We start from the raw sequence: 19,890 nt of genomic DNA on the forward strand, positions 1-19,890 counted from the left end.
ATCAACCCGATAAAACCGTAAGGTTTTATCAACTCTTATTCAAGACACACTTTGTGTGCGTGAAAATGTCAGACTTTACAATTGGGAAGGTTTTGTCACCTTCTTGTACTGAATATCTTTCGAGACTATTTAGGGTTGTATGGTTAAGTGACTAAGCGTATGTGGTGGATGCCTTGGCAGTTAGAGGCGATGAAGGACGTGTTAATCTGCGAAAAGCTCAGATAAGGTGATAAAAACCGTTATAGTCTGAGATGTCCGAATGGGGAAACCCACCCGTCGTAAGGCGGGTATCGTTAAGTGAATACATAGCTTAACGAGGCGAACCGGGAGAACTGAAACATCTAAGTACCCCGAGGAAAAGAAATCAACCGAGATTTCGTTAGTAGCGGCGAGCGAACGCGAATTAGCCCTTAAGTGGTTTGTAAGTTAGTGGAATCTACTGGAAAGTAGAGCGATACAGGGTGATAGCCCCGTACACGAAAATAAACTTACCATGAAATCGAGTAGGTCGGCACACGTGAAACGTTGACTGAACATGGGGGGACCATCCTCCAAGGCTAAATACTCCTAACTGACCGATAGTGAACCAGTACCGTGAGGGAAAGGCGAAAAGAACCCCTGTGAGGGGAGTGAAATAGAACCTGAAACCGCATACGTACAAGCAGTGAGAGCTAGATTTAGTCTAGTGATTGCGTACCTTTTGTATAATGGGTCAGCGACTTATATTTTGTAGCAAGGTTAACCGAATAGGGGAGCCGTAGCGAAAGCGAGTGTTAACTGCGCGTTTAGTTGCAAGGTATAGACCCGAAACCCGGCGATCTACCCATGGGCAGGTTGAAGGTTGAGTAACATCAACTGGAGGACCGAACACACGTATGTTGAAAAATGCGGTGATGACTTGTGGGTCGGAGTGAAAGGCTAATCAAGCCGGGAGATAGCTGGTTCTCCCCGAAATCTATTTAGGTAGAGCCTCGCACGAACACCATTGGGGGTAGAGCACTGTTAAGGCTAGGGGGTCATCCCGACTTACCAACCCTTTGCAAACTCCGAATACCAATGAGTGATATGCGGGAGACACACTACGGGTGCTAACGTCCGTTGTGAAGAGGGAAACAACCCAGACCGCCAGCTAAGGTCCCAAAGTACTAGTTAAGTGGGAAACGATGTGGAAAGGCATAGACAGCTAGGAGGTTGGCTTAGAAGCAGCCATCCTTTAAAGAAAGCGTAATAGCTCACTAGTCGAGTCGGTCTGCGCGGAAGATGTAACGGGGCTAAACTAGTCACCGAAGCTGCGGATTTGAACTTAGGTTCAAGTGGTAGGGGAGCGTTCTGTAAGCCGTTGAAGGTGTGTTGTAAAGCATGCTGGAGGTATCAGAAGTGCGAATGCTGACATGAGTAACGATAAGGGGAGTGAAAAACTCCCCCGCCGAAAGACCAAGGTTTCCTGTCCCATGTTAATCAGGGCAGGGTAAGTCGGCCCCTAAGGCGAGGCGGAAACGCGTAGTCGATGGGAAACAGATTAATATTTCTGTACTTCTATATATTGCGAAGGAGGGACGGAGTAGGCTAAACAAGCACGGCGTTGGTAGTCCGTGTGAAAGTAAGTAGGTGGTTGTCTTAGGTAAATCCGGGACTTCATTTAAACACTGAGATACGAGACGAGACTCTACGGAGTTGAAGTTGTTGATGCCATGCTTCCAGGAAAAGCTTCTAAGCTTCAGATATATAGGAACCGTACCCCAAACCGACACAGGTGGTTAGGTAGAGAATACTAAGGCGCTTGAGAGAACTCGGGTGAAGGAACTAGGCAAAATAGTACCGTAACTTCGGGAGAAGGTACGCTCTCTCGTGTGAAACCCTTGCGGTGTAAGCACAGGAGAGTCGAAGTAACCAGGTGGCTGGAACTGTTTATTAAAAACACAGCACTGTGCAAAATCGAAAGATGACGTATACGGTGTGACGCCTGCCCGGTGCCGGAAGGTTAATTGATTCGGTTAGTCCTCGGACGAAGCTGATGATCGAAGCCCCGGTAAACGGCGGCCGTAACTATAACGGTCCTAAGGTAGCGAAATTCCTTGTCGGGTAAGTTCCGACCTGCACGAATGGCGTAATCATGGCCACACTGTCTCCACCCGAGACTCAGTGAAATTGAAATTGCGGTTAAGATGCCGTATACCCGCGGCTAGACGGAAAGACCCCGTGAACCTTTACTATAGCTTGACAGTGAACATTGCTCCTACATGTGTAGGATAGGTGGGAGGCTTTGAAGATGTGTCGCCAGATACATTGGAGCCAACCTTGAAATACCACCCTTGTATGCGTGATGTTCTAACCTAGGGCCCTAATCGGGCTTGGGGACACTGTCTGGTGGGTAGTTTGACTGGGGCGGTCTCCTCCCAAAGAGTAACGGAGGAGCACGAAGGTTGGCTAAGTATGGTCGGACATCATACGGTTAGTGCAATGGCATAAGCCAGCTTAACTGCGAGACAGACACGTCGAGCAGGTACGAAAGTAGGTCATAGTGATCCGGTGGTTCTGTATGGAAGGGCCATCGCTCAACGGATAAAAGGTACTCCGGGGATAACAGGCTGATACCGCCCAAGAGTTCATATCGACGGCGGTGTTTGGCACCTCGATGTCGGCTCATCACATCCTGGGGCTGAAGTCGGTCCCAAGGGTATGGCTGTTCGCCATTTAAAGTGGTACGCGAGCTGGGTTTAGAACGTCGTGAGACAGTTCGGTCCCTATCTGCCGTGGGCGTTTGAGAATTGAAGAGGGCTGCTCCTAGTACGAGAGGACCGGAGTGGACGAACCGCTGGTGTTCGGGTTGTTATGCCAATAGCATTGCCCGGTAGCTACGTTCGGAACTGATAACCGCTGAAAGCATCTAAGCGGGAAACAGGCTTTGAGATGAGTTCTCACTGGAGCTTTAAGCTCCCTAAAGGGTCGTTGGAGACTACAACGTTGATAGGTCAGGTGTGTAAGGACTGCGAGGTCTTGAGCTAACTGATACTAATTGCCCGTGAGGCTTAACCATACAACACCTAAATAGTTTTGGCTATGAAGTGAATTGTATGAAGTTTGACAAAATTACCGAGAGGTAGGTGTAGGAATACACCATCGCGTATATAAAATGTGCGAATAAGAGATTAAAATGTATTTATATTGAACATTGTATAGGACGTCCATCGCTCCTGCCATCCATGGCATTGCGATATTAGTACATCCTGTACGTCAGCTTTCTAAGATTTTAAATCTTGTTATTAATTTAACAAGTACAGTTTTTGTCTAGCGACAATAGCGACATGGCCCCACCTGATCCCATTCCGAACTCAGAAGTGAAACGTGTTAGCGCCGATGGTAGTGTGGGAGTTCCCATGTGAGAGTAGGACATTGCTAGGCTTCTATTTCAAAGAAAAGGCTATCCTAACGGATAGCCTTTTTTTGTGGGTAAAATAAAGTGGACCTAATGACTTGGTTGGTCATAAGTGATTATTGTTCTTCATGTATACATAAGCATATTCGTGTGTGCTAGCAGACCGGCACTCTTGCTCATCTCGACAACGGCTCCAGCTTTTTTCTCATTCTTTACATTCATGTATTTCATTCCTAATATTCTTTTAATGATGATTTATAACTTTCTCTACTTATGTAGGAACTGATGTATAATATGTTTTTGATAATTTTTTAAAGGTTTGTTTGTGTCTGAAGATCTAAAGCGCCTCAATAAATACATTAGTGATTCTGGTTTCTGCTCAAGACGTGAGGCGGATAAGCTTATCGAGAAAGCTAGAGTAACTATTAATGGTAAAATCCCCGAGTTAGGTACTAAGGTCGCTTCTAGTGATGAAGTACGTGTTGATGGTTTTATCGTTGAACAAGTTGCTAAAAATAAATCAGATCGTATATACATTGCCTATAACAAACCTGTTGGTATTACTTGTACTACTGAATCTCATGTTCGCGGCAATATTATTGAGGCTATTGGGCATAAAAAAAGAATATTCCCTATTGGTCGTTTAGATAAACCTTCTGAAGGCTTAATCTTTTTAACCAGTGATGGAGATATTGTTAATAAGATTTTAAGAGCTGAGAATGCTCACGATAAAGAATATATTGTTAGTGTGGATAAGCCGATAAGTGAACGTTTTATTCAGCGTATGTCTAAAGGTGTTCCTATATTAGGAACTATCACTAAACCTTGTCTCGTTAATGTACAAAGTAAATATACCTTTAAGATTATTCTTACTCAGGGATTAAACCGTCAAATCCGTCGTATGTGTGAATATTTAGATTACGAAGTATTAACGTTGAAACGCTCACGTATTATGAGCGTGGAACTCGGTGATCTTAAAAGTGGTGAATGGCGTTATCTTTCAACATCTGAAATGGATGAAATAAATTCTGCCGTTGCTGGATCATCTAAAACTGCTTTAGAAACAGCAACGCCTAAAATGGTCGTTGAAGATGAAAATGAAGTCGAAACAATCACTAAAGTTGATACAAAAGAATTGAAGTTTACTTCTAAAAAAGTAACAGCTTCAAACAAAGCTGAAAGTCGTAATAAGTTATCTTTAAAAAAATAATCTGACTTCCATTGTCATGATTATATTTAAACGCAGCTCAACAAGTTGATGTTTACACTGCGCCTAATGATAACTGTAATTCTTCTAGTACATTAGGATCATCGATGGTTGAAGGTATTTGATATTCTTCACCATCGACAATTTGTCTTATGGTTTTTCTTAATATCTTTCCTGACCTTGTTTTAGGTAATCGCTGAACTACGTGAACATCTTTCAAGCTTGCAATCGGTCCTATTTTTTCTCGTATTGAACTCTTTAACTGTGATGTGAGTTCATCATTAGACAAGTCTACATTGTTTTTCATTACGACGAGTGCTGAAGGTATTTGTCCTTTAATAGGGCAGTGACCACCAATTACCGCACACTCGGCAATAGATGGATGATTAGATATAACTTCTTCTATTTCCCCTGTAGACATTCGATGTCCAGCAACGTTAATAATATCGTCAGTTCTTCCCATGATAAAAAGGTAGTCGTCTTTATCAATGTATCCGCCGTCGCCCGTTACATAATAACCAGGGAAGGTATTTAGATAACCCTCTTTAAATCGTTCTGCATTCTGCCAAATAGTACTTAAACAACCTGGAGGTAGTGGTAGCTTAATTGCTATATTTCCTTCTTCTCCTTTGGCCAACTCATTACCTAATCCATCAAGGACTTTAATATCGTAGCCAGGAGTTGCCAGACCTGCTGAGCCTGCTTTTGTTTTTTTAGTTTCAATACCATAAGGAATTGAAGCGATTGCCCAACCTGTTTCTGTTTGCCACCAGTGATCGATTACAGGTAGATGAGTTTTATCTTTTAGCCATTGATATGTTGCCGGATCTAATCGTTCACCTGCTAGGTATAAACGTTTTAGATTTGATAAATCATATTTTTGAATTAGATCAGCATTAGGGTCTTCTTTACATATTGCTCTAAAGGCTGTTGGCGCACTGAATAATGCTTTTACATTATACTCTTCACAAACTCGCCAGAAGGTTCCTGCATCAGGGGTGAAAACAGGCTTACCTTCAAATAGCACTGTTGTGCAACCCGCAATAAGTGGTGCATAAACGATATATGAATGACCAACCACCCAACCCACATCTGAGGCTGCCCAAAATACTTCACCTTCATTAATATCGTAAATAGCTTTCATACTATATTTCATTGCTACAGCATGTGAACCGTTATCACGAACGACACCTTTAGGCTTACCTGTTGTGCCTGATGTGTAGAGTATATATAGGGGATCTGTTGCATTCACAGCAACAGGTTCAACTTCAGCTGAGTTTTCTATTAATGATGCCCAGCTATGATCTCTGCCATCTACCAAGCTAGCTTCTATTAAGTCTCTTTGGTAAATAATACACGAAGAAGGTTTGTATTGAGCCAATTCAATGGCTTGATCAATCATAGGTTTGTACGGTATGACTTTCTGTATTTCTACTCCGCAGCTTGCAGAAACAATTACTTTTGGTTGAGCATCGTCTATTCGGATTGCTAATTCGTGAGCAGAAAATCCACCAAAAACGACAGAGTGAATTGCACCTATGCGAGCACATGCCAACATAGCGATTGCAGCTTGGGGGATCATCGGCATATAAATAAGAACGCGATCACCTTTTTCAATATTTTTATTCTTTAGTACACAGGCAAACTTGGCAACTTCATGCTTTAATTCGTGATAAGTAAATTGCTGTTTAGTGTTAGTCACTGGGGAGTCGTAGATTAACGCTATGGTATCGCCATTACCTTGTTCTATATGATAATCCAAAGCAAGGTATGAGGTATTGAGCTGACCATCTTCAAACCATTGATAATTGTTTTCGCTATTTTTAGACAATACAATTTTTGGTTTTTTTATCCACTGTATATCGTCAGCCTGTTTTCTCCAGAAAGCTATAGGATCATTACTTGATTGATTATATTCTTCTTGATAACTCATGGTTCTTACCTTGGTGGATAGATAATAACCAGTTTAGAGATTGCTAGCGGAACACACCATTAGACCTTTGGCTAATGACTTGAACTCCCAATTTATAGGCTTATGTCTATTCATTGGAAGTGTTTTAAGTGAGGAATTACTTTTATAAATTGAGTAAATTAGCAGGAGAGTATTGATCGGTAAGTACTTTAGTATCTTTAGGCCAATCCATATTATCTTTTGTAGAAACCATATTTCGACTTAATGCTTTTATATCAACACCAAAAGGTTTTAATAATGGCGTTAGCTTTTCAACTCGTGCTTGAATAAGTTCTTTACTAGGTTCTTCAGCGTAGCCGGCCAATATTATTCTATTGCTATTGCGTTTATTACTTACGTTAATGAAGTCGCCAAAAACATCAAAATATGTTGCTGATTCATGATTGTACAATTTGCTGATAGAAAAGGTATTCGCGGAAATTACACCTTTATCAGATAAAATGCTTTGAGTTTCTTCAAAGAACTCTTTCGTTAATAAATGCTCAGGAATATAGTCACCATTAAAAGCATCTAAAATTATCCAGTCGTATTTTTGTTTTTTCAGCTGTGCACGTTTAATGAAGATACGACCATCTTGAGTCGCAGATGTTATTTTGTCATTTTCAAAAAATCCAAAATATTCGCGGGCAACACTTGTAACTGCAGGATCTATTTCTACATTGTCGATATATGCATCAGGATAAATTTGATGAATGGTGTTTGATAAGGTTCCACCACCTAAACCAATAATGAGAACTTTTTTCGGGTTATCTATCATTAATAAACTTGAAAAAACTAGCTTAGTATAATTAAACACAAGCTTGTTTGGGTTATCTTTAAATATACAACTTTGATTGGTTTTACTGCTTTTAGTATTAAACTTTAAGCAGCGCTGATTACCTTTTTCATCAACAATTATATTCCGATATAAAGAGCGTTCACTGTGTATTACCTTTGAGAAACTCATAGTAGGTAATAATATTAAAACGATAAGACTTAGATATTTGAACATGTGAACCTCTTATTTACTTTGTGCTTAGGTTGTATTAATTAGATGTTGCTGTATTAGCTGTGGTTTTCATATGCATTTTAAATACAGTTTTATGTAAAGCTATAGCCAGTAAACCTAATAAACCTAATGTCAGGCTAAAGCCTAAAATAATGTCGTTTACGTTAAAGGCGAGCACCATGTAGAAAGAAGTAATTATTGTACCGAGTGCGCTGCCTAACGTACTTACAAAATAAAGTATGCCTGCTACTTGTCCGCTTTTCTCACTGTCTGTTACCAGTAAGCGAACAGAGTAAGGGGATATCATACCGAGAATAATGGTTGGAATAAAAAATAATACCATCGAGGCGAGTAATGAACCGTATCGGCTATCTTCAACATGAGTAAAAATCAGCTCCATTAATTCTTGAGAAAAGAAAACAATAGGCAAAACGGTAATACTAGCGAAGATGAATATTAATCCATAGCGCGTTAAGGATGCATTTTTTGTAGACAGCTTACCGCCAATTAAATAGCCGAATGATAAGCTGAGCATGAATACAGTAATAATACTGCCCCAAATATGAACGCTGCTACCAAAGAATGGCGCGAGTATTCGTCCGCCCAATAATTCAATTCCCATGATGCTAAAACCACTGGAAAAAGCTAAAAAATAGATCAAGGCATTCGTTTTTGAAATCATGTAATTGTCAGTATTTTAAGGAGTTATCAGATGGTTATTATCTTAACTTGATGATTCATAGTTAGCTAGTAGTAAAAGTGAGGAGTTCCTGCTTGATTAAAAGAAACAAAAAAAGAGTCTACAAACAACGTAGACTCTTTGAGCGGGGATTTATAATACCAATTAGAATAGTGAATTAATCATATTGGTCTTTTTATTCATTAAAACTTAGCGCGTACACCTACAGTGAAACGACGGTCGGCTTCAGTCCATTTCCAAACACTACCAAGTTCAGTCGAGAATAATGATGGCTCACCAGTAAGGTTAGTGACGTTAGTAACTAAAGTCAGATTTTCGTTAACATCCCAACTTGCTGAGAAATCAAACTGTCCTCTGTCTTCGCGGTAGTTATTTCCTGAAGTAGGGTCGAAAAGAGGGTTATCTGCTTCATCTGTTGAACTATCCAGCGCTAAAGCACCTATTGTTTCTATTAGTCTTTCATCTTCAGTCGCTAAATAACGTGAACGGTAGTTATAGGCTAGGCGAACTTGAAACTCGTCGTTTTCCCAGTAAATTTGACCATTGAACGTATTTTTAGATACATCAAGTAAGGTACTACCATTAGGCTGTTCACTGTCTGCGTATGTCCAGTTAGCACTCACACCTAAACCGGGTAGAAAATCTAAGCCATGTTGAATCGAAGCTTCAAAACCTCTGATTGAGCCATTTTCACCATTAGTGGTTCTAGCGGTATTGATACCTGTTAGACCTTGATCTCGTAGGTTTCCAACTGCTATGAAACCAGCCTCTTCTGGGTCAGCTGCACCAGCAAAGTCAGATGTTGTTCTTAATACCAGGTTGTCGTTAGTGACACCTGCTTGATCAAGTATACAAACGTTTTGCCATTCGGTAACGTTTTGCTCTGTAGTCCCTTCACTAGCAACACAGGTAGCTGTTTGAGACAAAAATGATTTAACGTCTTTATAAAATATGGCAAACGATACAATATTAGCTTCACCATAGTAATGTTCTACAGATAAATCATACTGAGTTGCACGATGTGGTTTTAATGTTGCTGATCCTGATGTTGCCGTTACAGCAAAACCATCAGCTGATATTGAAGGACTTAGATCGCCAAAGTCAGCTCTGCGCATAACTTTAGCTGCAGCAAAACGTAACTGAGTATTATCATCAAGTGAGTAGTTAAGGTTTATGCTAGGTAAGAAATCACTATAGTCGTTAGAATCTACAGCAAACTTACCATCTGCAATGTAGCCAGAATCAATGTCTGTTGTAACGTAACGAGCGCCTATAATACCTGTTAGTTCATCAAAATCTAAATGAGAAGATACATAAATCGCCGCTGTTTCTTCTTCAATATCACTAAAAGAGTTATCTATACGTTGTGTGTTGTCATGTAAGCCACCCGTTAGAGCTAAATTAGTACCAGCAAGTAATTGATTCACTTTATCAAAGGTTGCTTCAGGGTTAGCTAACAAATTACCACGGTATGTAAGGTAAGTTAGTAAATCATTTTGACCCGATAAACCTGATTGGTCAAAAGAGTTAGGATGGGAAACTACTTCGAAAGAACCTGGGAATGCTGCTTCAAAATCATCGGCCCAGAAAGTTGCTGGTTTTTCGCTAGCTGTACCTTGATCGGTAAATGCATTACTGTATATATCATTGAATCGGAATGTTTCTTCGTTCAATTCAAAGTCACGTTTTGTAACTCGTACTCCTGCCTCCAACGATGAAAGCCACTCTAGCCCCATTGGTTCAATGAACTCAATATCAAAACGTGCTGCAGTTTCGTCATTTTTAGTTGTTTTACCTTCAAACCAAAAAGCACGAACAGCTAAATTTTCTGGATTTGTATAAACATTTTGATCAGCATAAATAATAGAAGGAACGTCTTCGCCGTTTTGACTTAAAGTAACATCTGAAGTATGGCGGCAATCAAAGTTAATTCTGCAATCATCGTCGTAGGTTCCACTTGTTGCAGGATCATACTGATCAGCCCAGATGTTCCAATTTGTTTTATTTACAGGACGTAAGTTAAATTCAGAGTCTGGATTATAGCTTTCAGATGAAGCAACTGATATTTCACCTGATATTTTAACATTATCTGATAAATTCCATTCACCACCTAATGCATGAGTGAAAGTATCTGTTTGACGGAAGTCACTCCATGTTTTAGGGATAACAAAAGCCCCTCTTAGGATAGTATTATTTAATTGACCGTTAGCATCTTGTGTAGTCGCGGCGGTATAATCTCTCGAACCACCAACCTCAAGAATAGAGTTACCTGCTTGCTGTCCATCACGTTCTGTAAAAGCCAAGTCTAAATAAATGTTACCGTTACCAGAGGCTGGAGCCCATTCTAATTGAAGGTTATAGGCTGTACGCTCACGATCTTCAACGTATTGTTCAACTCTGTTTTGATCTCTAAAAACATATCCGCCACTAGCCGTATTACCTTCACCAATGTCGCCAGCACCACCTCCTAAATAAGCTCCTGTAACTGGATCTGTCGGACCTGCTGCTTCTTGTACGACTCTTAAACGGTTTGAATATTCATCTTGACGAATTTTACGGTCTTGGTATGAAACAAGGAACATTGCGCCAAAGCTACCAGCATCACCTAACTCCCAGCTATTACCTACTGAAGCGTTAAAGATAGGTGCCCAGTTTTCAGTTTTATCAGCATATTCAAAATCTAGAGAAACAGCACCTTTTAATTCTTCAAATTCTAAAGGGCTAACGGTTTCCATACTTACAGTTCCACCAAGCGCACCTTCAATCATGTCTGCTGTAGGAGATTTAACTACAGATACAGATTTCAAAAAGCTTGAAGGAAAATCTTCCATACTTACACCGTCACGTGAATCACCAACGGTAGAACGGCCATTTAATTCAACACGGTTTTGCGATAAACCACGGATAGAAACACTGCTACCAACACCAAAATCAGTATTAATTGATACGCCTGAAATACGTTGAAGTGCTTCAGCAATGTTATTATCTGGTAATTTACCTATGTCTTCTGCAACGATAGCATCGATGATACGCCCATCAGTACGTTTGAGTAATGCTGCGGCTTTCATACTCCCTAAAATACCACGAACAGTAATAACTTCTGTTTTATCAGCTTCACTTTCAGATGCTTCTTCAGCCATAACTGGTGCAGCTAATAGAGCAACTAAAGCGGTACTTAATAAGGTGGATTGTGTTTTACGACTTCTTAGAATTGAACTAACTCGGTTGAGTTGTGCTTCCATGTGATGTTCCCCAATTTTTTACTTTGTAAGTTATAATTTTTATTTGTTTTTTTATTACGTCATACAGCCAAAATTTACATTTAATGTTTTTTTATATGGTACTGCGACTTCAAGAGTTAAGTTGAGTTTAAACAAGATGTCAACTTTTGGTTATACCAAATTGGATGGATATTACGTTCTATTGGTCATACCTCTTACTGTGTTTATTGTATACAAAAAGGTAATGAGTGAATTATCTTGAAAAATTTCACACAAAAAAACACTAAGTAATTATCACTTTTATAAACAATAGGTTAAACAAAGTGTAAATTAATATTTATAAATAAAAGCTTTGTAAAGTAAGAGGTTGTCTGCTCATTTTATTTTCATTTTTTTATTGTTTTTTAATATATACATATGACCAATCTATAGGGTTTTTTACTGGGGATAAATGTTTTTATATATGAAATATGCTTTTTGTTATTTCCAATAATAAAGAGGTGAAATATTTAAATAAAAATTAAAATATTTTTTATTTAAATTAGAAAAACACTATTTCAGAATGAAATAAGTGAGTTTATCCTGTGGATATAAAATTAATTTTAGCGGAATATTTAGACGAAATTATAATTTAACTGATGTATTAATTCGTACTTTTACCTAAAGTAACCGGTAAATTTTATTAATAATGAAGTTTAAGGCGGATTAGTTTTTAGATGTAAATAAGGTGAAAACGATTAGGGTTTGTTGTTCTATTGATATTGTTTTTCCAGTAACTTATTTGGTATGTAAACGAGGTTTAATTTTGTTTTTCGCGTGTATTCAGCATTTGTGTAAATGGTATGAATGACGCAAATGAAGATTCGATAACCATATTTTTTGAACCTGAACCTGGGACTATTATTCATCCCAAATTCAGTTTTTATAGGTTTATATAGCTAGCGATTAGCGTTTAATTATTGTTGAAGTAATGTCTTAAGAAACCCAGCCGTATGAGATGTTTTATGCTCAGCCACTTCTTCAGGTGTACCGCACACAAGTATTTCACCACCGCCTGAACCACCCTCAGGACCAAGGTCTATTACCCAATCAGCTGTTTTCACAACATCTAAATTATGTTCAATAACGACAATGGTATTACCTTGATCACGTAAACGGTGAATAACCTGTAATAATTGTTTAATGTCGTGGAAATGTAGTCCTGTTGTTGGTTCATCTAATATATAAAGGGTTTTACCTGTATCACGTTTAGATAGTTCTTTAGCAAGCTTAACGCGCTGCGCTTCACCACCCGATAATGTAGTGGCTGATTGCCCAAGTTTTATGTAGCTTAAACCCACATCAAGCAAGGTTTTTAATTTGCGTTTAACTGCAGGTATTGCATTAAAAAACTCAAAAGCATCTTCGATAGTCATATCCAGTACTTCATGAATATTTTTACCTTTGTATTTAACTTCTAAAGTTTCGCGATTATAACGCTGACTTTTACAATCATCACAAGGTACATATACATCAGGTAAGAAGTGCATTTCTACTTTGATCAGTCCGTCACCCTGACAAGCTTCACAACGACCGCCTTTAACATTAAAGCTGAATCGCCCTGGCTTATAACCACGAGAACGTGATTCTTGTGTTGCTGCAAAAATATCTCTTACCGCCGTAAATATCCCCGTATAAGTAGCAGGGTTTGAACGAGGTGTTCTACCTATTGGGCTTTGATCTATATCAATAACTTTATCAAGTAGGTCTAATCCAATGATTTCTTTATACGGAGAAGGTTCCTGAGTCGTCGCGCCATTAAGTTCTATGTGAGCAAGTTTGTATAACGTATCATTAATGAGTGTTGATTTACCTGAGCCAGAAACACCTGTTACACAAGTCATTAAGCCGTTTGGAATAGTTAAATCTACATTCTTTAAGTTATTACCTGTAGCGCCAATAAGTTTAACAACATTGTCTTTATCAAAAGGTACTCGCTTCTTCGGTATTTCGATACACTCTCGACCTGATAGGTATTTACCCGTTAGTGAGTCTTCACACGCTAAGATATCTTCAACGGTACCTTCAGCAATTATTTGACCACCATGAACACCTGCGCCAGGACCAATATCAATCACATGATCGGCTTCTCGAATAGCATCTTCATCATGCTCAACTACGATCACGGTATTACCTAAATCACGTAGGTGAACTAAGGTTTTAAGGAGCCGTTCGTTATCACGTTGATGCAAACCAATGGAAGGTTCATCAAGTACATACATAACGCCCACTAAACCAGCACCAATTTGACTCGCTAAACGTATACGTTGAGCTTCACCACCAGACAATGTGCCTGCTGCACGTGAAAGGTTTAAATAATTCAGACCAACGTTTACTAAGAAACCAAGGCGATCGATAATTTCTTTAAGAATTTTTTCAGCAATTTGACCTTTTTGGCCAGGTAAATTCAATTCTTGGAAAAATTTCAATGCGTCGGCAATAGCGTATTCAGCAACTTCAGGTAACGGTGTTTCATTTACAAATACGTTACGTGCTTCTAAACGTAGTCGACTACCATTACAATCTGGACAATGTTGGCTATTCAAATATTTTGATAGCTCATCGCGTACAGCATTCGATTCTGTTTCACGATAGCGGCGATCCATATTATTTAAAATACCTTCGAATGGGTGATTCCGAATAACGATATCACCACGGTCATTCATGTATTTAAATTCTACTTCTTGCTTACCACTGCCACGTAAAATCAGATCTTGATGTTCATCAGACAGTTCATTAAAAGGTTTATCTAAAGCAAAATCGAAATGGTCGGCTAGTGCTTGTAACATTTGGAAGTAATAGAAGTTACGCTTATCCCAACCTCTAATAGCTCCGCCCGCTAAACTAAGTTCAGGATTGGCAATAACACGTTTTTGATCGAAAAATTGCTGATTACCTAAACCATCACAGGTTTGACAAGCACCCGCTGGATTATTGAATGAGAATAATCGAGGCTCAAGTTCCTGCATGCTATAACCACAATGAGGACAAGCAAAGTTAGCTGAAAACAGCAGTTCTTCTCTGTCTGGCTCATCCATAAAGGCAACTTTTGCGGTGCCTGCTGTTAATGCCAAAGCGGTTTCAAAAGATTCAGATAAACGTAGCTGAATGCCGTCTCTTACTTTTAAGCGATCAACAACTACTTCAATGGTGTGCTTTTTATGTAGTTCTAACGTTGGAGGATCGGATAAATCGTACACCTCACCATCAATTCGAGCACGAATGTAGCCTTGAGCGGCTAAATTATCGAGTAACTTAAGATGTTCACCTTTACGGTTTTGCATCACAGGTGCTAGCACCATGACTTTTGTACCTTCTTCTAAAGCAAGTACATTGTCTACCATTTGAGAAACGGTTTGTGCGGCAAGAGGTTCGTTATGTGTAGGACAGCGAGGTTCGCCCACTCGAGCATATAACAAACGTAAATAATCGTATATTTCAGTAATTGTGCCCACTGTTGAACGTGGGTTATGAGATGTTGATTTTTGTTCTATAGAAATTGCAGGCGATAAACCTTCAATGTGATCTACATCGGGTTTTTCCATTAATGATAAGAATTGACGCGCATAAGCAGATAAAGATTCAACATAACGACGTTGACCTTCAGCATATAAAGTATCAAAAGCTAATGATGATTTTCCTGAGCCTGAGAGGCCGGTAATAACAACGAGTTTTTCGCGAGGAATATCTAAACTAATATTTTTTAAATTATGGGTGCGAGCCCCTCTAACTTCTATATTTCTCATAACGGTTCCGTGTGGATTTCTAACCAACAATTATCGCACAAAAACTATCCTAAGTTCACATTAAATGTCATTTTGTTCATAGTGGAGTCGTGATACTATAACGCTCTTAATTAATGTAGCAAAACAGACATAAGAATAGAGCGATGAGCACCACAGGTTTAAATAAAATTGAAAAAAAAGCAGCGTTTTCTTTAGCCACCGTATTTGGCTTACGTATGCTTGGCTTGTTTATGATCTTACCTGTGTTCGCCATATATGGTGAGCAACTTACGGGTTATAGCCCTATATGGCTAGGATTAGCGATTGGTGCTTATGGTCTGACGCAAGCAATGCTACAAATACCTATGGGCATGTTGTCTGATAAATATGGTCGAAAGCCTATAATTTTAGGTGGTTTAGTGGTGTTTCTTCTTGGTAGTGTTGTCGCTGCCATGTCTGACACTATTTATGGTGTTGTTTTTGGTAGAGCCTTACAAGGTATGGGAGCCATTGCGAGTGCCATATTAGCATTAGCTGCTGATATTACTCGTGAAGATCAACGACCTAAAGTGATGGCAACTATCGGTATGTTTATTGGTTTATCTTTTGCTGCAGCAATGGTGATTGGGCCTATCGTGGCGCAGTCATTTGGTTTAAGTGGTTTATTTTGGCTCACTGCTATATTAAGTATATTTGCCATGATCATGATTCAATTTATGGTGCCTCACACCGTAAATAAAGCACCCAAAGGTGATAGTGTTGCCTTACCTGAGCAATTACGAAAGTTAATAAAAGACTCACAACTTAGCCGATTAAATTCGGGTGTATTTGTTCTGCACATGGCATTAACTGCCTGTTTTATTACCTTACCTAAACAATTTGTAGCGAGTGGCTTAGCTTTAGAGCAACACTGGCAACTCTATTTACCTGCTTTATTAGGATCATTTTTCTTGATGGTACCTTTTATGATTTTTGCGATGAAAAAGCAGAAAGAAAAACAAATGTTTACTGCCGCAGTATTGCTATTGGCTTTAGCTTTATCACTGTTATGGTATTTACCTCTTGGTTTTTGGTCTTTAGTCGTTTTAGTGATCATGTTCTTTACCGCTTTTAACTATTTAGAAGCAACTATGCCATCAATACTTTCCCGTATTGCGCCTGCTGGCGTTAAAGGTAGTGCGATGGGGATTTATTCGAGTAGCCAATTCTTAGGTGCGTTTACTGGCGGTGTAGTAGGCGGGGCTATTGCGAGTAAATTTGGTGAGCAATCAATCTTCTTAGTTATGGCGATTTTATGTATCGTGTGGGCTGTACTTACCTTAGGTATGAAACCTCTTAAAAAGTCGAAAAACTTTAGTTTTGCTATTTCACTCCAAAGTGAAGAACAAGCGGATGAAGTTGCCGAACATTTGATTAGCATGCCTGGGGTTTTAGAAGCGACTTTGGTTTATCAAGAATCAGTGGCTTATTTAAAAATAGATGAAAAGCTAGCGGATATTTTGAGTATTAAAGCTTTATTGAATCCACAACATAGCAACTAGCCTCTTAAATCAATGTTATAAACCTTAACTTATAGCATTGATATAATCTGGATCTTTAACGTTATTAATACCTTGAATTAATAACGTTACTTCATCATCCACTTCTCTATTGATTAACGCTTGCCCCATAGGGGAATGAGGTGTTATCACAGTAATCTTGTTAGTTAGATTATTGTCTTTCTCACTTGTTATATCACATTTAAAACCACCCGAAGAAGGTGCGATAAAAAGCCATTCATTATTCTCAATACCTTTTTCTAGCTGAACTAAAGAACCTAAAGCAACGGTAGAAGATGCCTCTAACTCTTGAGTATTAAATTGCTCGAATAGCTTAATTGAGTGTTTAATTTCTTCGACACGCTTTGATTGTCCTTCAGCGAGATAACCTGCTTCTATCGCTACCGTATCGTATTGTGTTTCAGCAATCGATTGATCATCAGTCGCAGCTAAATGCGCATTATGTGCGGCTAATTTAGTCGCTTCTAATTCATTAGATAAGTGTTGTAGGACTTTTTGGATAATATCTTTTTTATTCATTACTGCTTTTTATCTCGAGTTCTGGTTATCAAATAAAAGGGGAGGTGTCTTTCATCTTTATTTTATCACAGTGTTATTGATTCAATGTTTTGTTATTTCACACTCTTTATAACTAAGTCATGAATTGAGTTTGTTATATCTATTTAGCGTCAGTTGATTTGTCGCCGTAGTTTATTATAGTTAGAGCTAAGCTAAGTTAATTTAAAATAGTGAACTGAAGGTAAATAAGATAGTGTAGATTAGTTGAATTTAAGACTTATGAAAAGATCATGATTTTCGAATAATGTTGAGTTTTTCTCTAACAAGAGTTAATTTATATCAACTGGTACGACCATTGGCTGTTTAATGAATTTTATTATTCATTCTTTTGAGCCCTTTTGTAAACATTAAAATAGTGAGTGAACATGAATCAAACGTCTCCTTATAGCAACTTACTAGCTCCTTTAGACCTAGGCTTTACTACATTAGCGAATAGAGTACTTATGGGCTCTATGCATACTGGCTTAGAAGAAGAAAAAAACGGTTTCGACAAACTAGCCGCATTCTATGAAGCCAGAGCAAAAGGCGGAGTCGGTATGATTGTTACTGGAGGGATCAGTCCTAATTTAAGAGGTCGCTTAGCGCCTTTAGGAAGTGAACTCAGTAAGTTTTGGCATGTTAACAAACATAAAAAAATCACATCAGCCGTTCATAAATATGATACAAAAATATGTGTTCAGCTATTACATGCAGGTCGTTACGCTTATCATCCATTTAGTGTTTCATCGAGCAAAGTTAAATCAGCTATTAACCCATTTACGCCTGCTGAAATGTCGGTTCGACAAATTAAAAGTACAATTAAAGATTTTGCCTATTCAACCAAGTTAGCTAAAAAAGCAGGTTACGATGGCGTTGAAGTTATGGGTTCTGAAGGCTACTTGTTAAATCAGTTTTCATGTGTGCGAGTCAATAAACGTATCGATGAGTGGGGCGGAAGTATCGAAAATCGTATGCGCTTTGCTGTAGAAACAGTGAAAGCAGTACGTGAAAAAGTCGGCAAAGAATTTATCATTATTTTCCGCTTATCTATGCTCGATTTAGTTGAAGGCGGTAACAGCTGGGAAGATGTTGTTACTATGGCAAAAGCCATTGAAGCCGCAGGCGCTACATTAATTAATACGGGTATTGGTTGGCACGAAGCCAGAGTTCCTACCATATCAACATCAGTACCAAGAGCGGCTTTTACTTGGATTACTGAGCGTATGAAAAAAGAAGTCTCTATTCCACTTATTACCACTAACCGTATCAATACTCCTGAAGTAGCTGAAAGTGTATTAGCCAATGGTCATGCAGACATGGTATCGATGGCGAGACCATTCTTAGCCGATCCTGATTTTGTACAAAAAGCTGCTGCTGATCAAAGTGATCAAATTAATACCTGCATTGGCTGTAACCAAGCATGTTTAGACCATGTATTTAAACAAAAAAGAGCGTCGTGTTTAGTTAATCCAGTCGCTTGTTATGAAACCGAGCTTACCTTTGAAAAAGCAGCTAAGTCTAAAAAGATTGCCGTTGTAGGAGCAGGGCCAGCAGGGCTTGCTTTTAGTGTTTATGCAGCACAGCGTGGACATGAGGTTAGCTTATTTGATAAAGCATCTGAAATCGGTGGACAATTCAACTTTGCTAAACAAGTGCCTGGGAAAGAAGAGTTTTACGAAACTTTACGCTATTTTAATGAACAGCTTAAAAATCATAAAGTTACGGTTAACTTATCTACCGAAGTAAACACGGAAAAGCTAATCAGTGATGGTTTTGATGAAGTGGTATTAGCGACAGGTATTGTACCCCGAACACTTGATATAAAAGGCTTTGAACATCCTAAAGTTAAAAGCTATTTAAATGTATTAAGAGACAAAGAAGAGATAGGTAATAAAGTTGCGATTATTGGTGCTGGCGGTATAGGTTTTGATATTGCGTGTTACTTAGCTGAAGACAAGTCGTTAACGATGGATGCTGACGCTTGGATGAAAAACTGGGGTGTAGATAAAAGTTATCAAGGTGCTGGCGCGTTATTTACAAAAGAAAGCGCTGCAGCTAAAGCTAATAACGATGAGCTTGAAGAATCACATAAGAATGAACGTGAGATATATTTACTTCAGCGTAAAACAACTAAAGTTGGCGCAGGCTTAGGTAAAACAACAGGTTGGATACATAGAGCGACTTTAAATAAACATAACGTTAAGATGGTTCCTGGAGTTACTTACAAAGAAGTTAACGATGATGGCTTACTTATCAGTGTTGACGGAGAAGATAAATTACTTGAAGTTGACCACGTCATTATCTGTGCAGGACAACAACCTCAACGTGCTTTATATCAAGATCTAGTTGATGCTCAAGCGAGTGTGCATTTAATTGGTGGCGCTAGTGTAGCTGCTGAACTGGATGCAAAAAGAGCGATTAGACAAGCTGCTGAACTGGCTTCAACTATTTAATTTCAACTAACATCCCCTTCAATTTCAACTGAAATAATAACGCGAATAACTTAAAAGTCTGACTTTTAGGTTATTTGGCGTTAAATTACGTTATAATATTTGTTTGAAAGCGC

General features: G+C 38.8%; 9 protein-coding genes and 2 rRNA genes. 5 read left to right on the top strand and 6 right to left on the bottom strand.

Going from position 1 to position 19,890, the window contains the following annotated elements; all coding sequences use genetic code 11:
* Nucleotides 1–141: 141 nt before the first annotated feature.
* The 3 genes from ACPUVN_RS18155 (at nt 142) to rluF (ending at nt 4,586) form a co-directional block, all read left to right on the top strand.
* Nucleotides 142–3,037, top strand: a 23S ribosomal RNA gene (locus tag ACPUVN_RS18155).
* Nucleotides 3,038–3,287: 250 nt separating this feature from the next.
* A 5S ribosomal RNA gene (rrf, locus tag ACPUVN_RS18160) occupies nt 3,288–3,402 on the top strand.
* 299 nt (nt 3,403–3,701) lie between these two features.
* Nucleotides 3,702–4,586, top strand: coding sequence for a 23S rRNA pseudouridine(2604) synthase RluF (rluF, locus tag ACPUVN_RS18165; protein ID WP_426358910.1), 885 nt, complete (start codon nt 3,702–3,704; stop codon nt 4,584–4,586).
* 52 nt (nt 4,587–4,638) lie between these two features.
* On the opposite strand, the gene ACPUVN_RS18170 is transcribed toward rluF, so the two are convergent.
* From ACPUVN_RS18170 to uvrA, 5 genes are all read right to left on the bottom strand, one after another.
* Nucleotides 4,639–6,516, bottom strand: coding sequence for a propionyl-CoA synthetase (locus tag ACPUVN_RS18170; protein WP_426369590.1), 1,878 nt, complete (start codon nt 6,514–6,516; stop codon nt 4,639–4,641).
* Between the two features lie 142 nt (nt 6,517–6,658).
* A complete protein-coding gene (locus ACPUVN_RS18175) occupies nt 6,659–7,546 on the bottom strand; it encodes a spermidine synthase (RefSeq protein ID WP_426358908.1) in 888 nt (295 codons plus the stop codon).
* Between the two features lie 34 nt (nt 7,547–7,580).
* The gene (locus ACPUVN_RS18180; RefSeq protein WP_426369591.1) at nt 7,581–8,225 is read right to left on the bottom strand and encodes a fused MFS/spermidine synthase; all 645 of its coding nucleotides are present in this window, start codon (nt 8,223–8,225) and stop codon (nt 7,581–7,583) included.
* Between the two features lie 200 nt (nt 8,226–8,425).
* Entirely contained in the window at nt 8,426–11,485 is a 3,060-nt protein-coding gene (locus ACPUVN_RS18185; protein WP_426358906.1) for a TonB-dependent receptor, read from the bottom strand.
* A 935-nt stretch (nt 11,486–12,420) separates the two neighbouring features.
* Entirely contained in the window at nt 12,421–15,249 is a 2,829-nt protein-coding gene (gene uvrA, locus ACPUVN_RS18190) for an excinuclease ABC subunit UvrA (protein ID WP_426358905.1), read from the bottom strand.
* A gap of 143 nt (nt 15,250–15,392) precedes the next feature.
* Here uvrA and ACPUVN_RS18195 point away from each other — a divergent pair, with 143 nt between their 5' ends.
* On the top strand, nt 15,393–16,769 hold the full coding sequence (locus ACPUVN_RS18195; RefSeq protein ID WP_426358904.1) for an MFS transporter: 1,377 nt from the start codon (nt 15,393–15,395) through the stop codon (nt 16,767–16,769).
* A 24-nt stretch (nt 16,770–16,793) separates the two neighbouring features.
* On the opposite strand, the gene ACPUVN_RS18200 is transcribed toward ACPUVN_RS18195, so the two are convergent.
* Nucleotides 16,794–17,306 carry a hypothetical protein gene (locus ACPUVN_RS18200; RefSeq protein ID WP_426369592.1) on the bottom strand — a complete coding sequence of 171 codons (513 nt, stop codon included), beginning with the start codon at nt 17,304–17,306 and terminating at the stop codon, nt 16,794–16,796.
* 404 nt (nt 17,307–17,710) lie between these two features.
* Here ACPUVN_RS18200 and ACPUVN_RS18205 point away from each other — a divergent pair, with 404 nt between their 5' ends.
* Nucleotides 17,711–19,777 carry an FAD-dependent oxidoreductase gene (locus tag ACPUVN_RS18205; protein WP_426358902.1) on the top strand — a complete coding sequence of 689 codons (2,067 nt, stop codon included), beginning with the start codon at nt 17,711–17,713 and terminating at the stop codon, nt 19,775–19,777.
* Nucleotides 19,778–19,890: the final 113 nt, after the last annotated feature.

The sequence above is a fragment of the Pseudocolwellia antarctica genome (assembly GCF_049933045.1).
Classification (GTDB): domain Bacteria; phylum Pseudomonadota; class Gammaproteobacteria; order Enterobacterales; family Alteromonadaceae; genus Pseudocolwellia.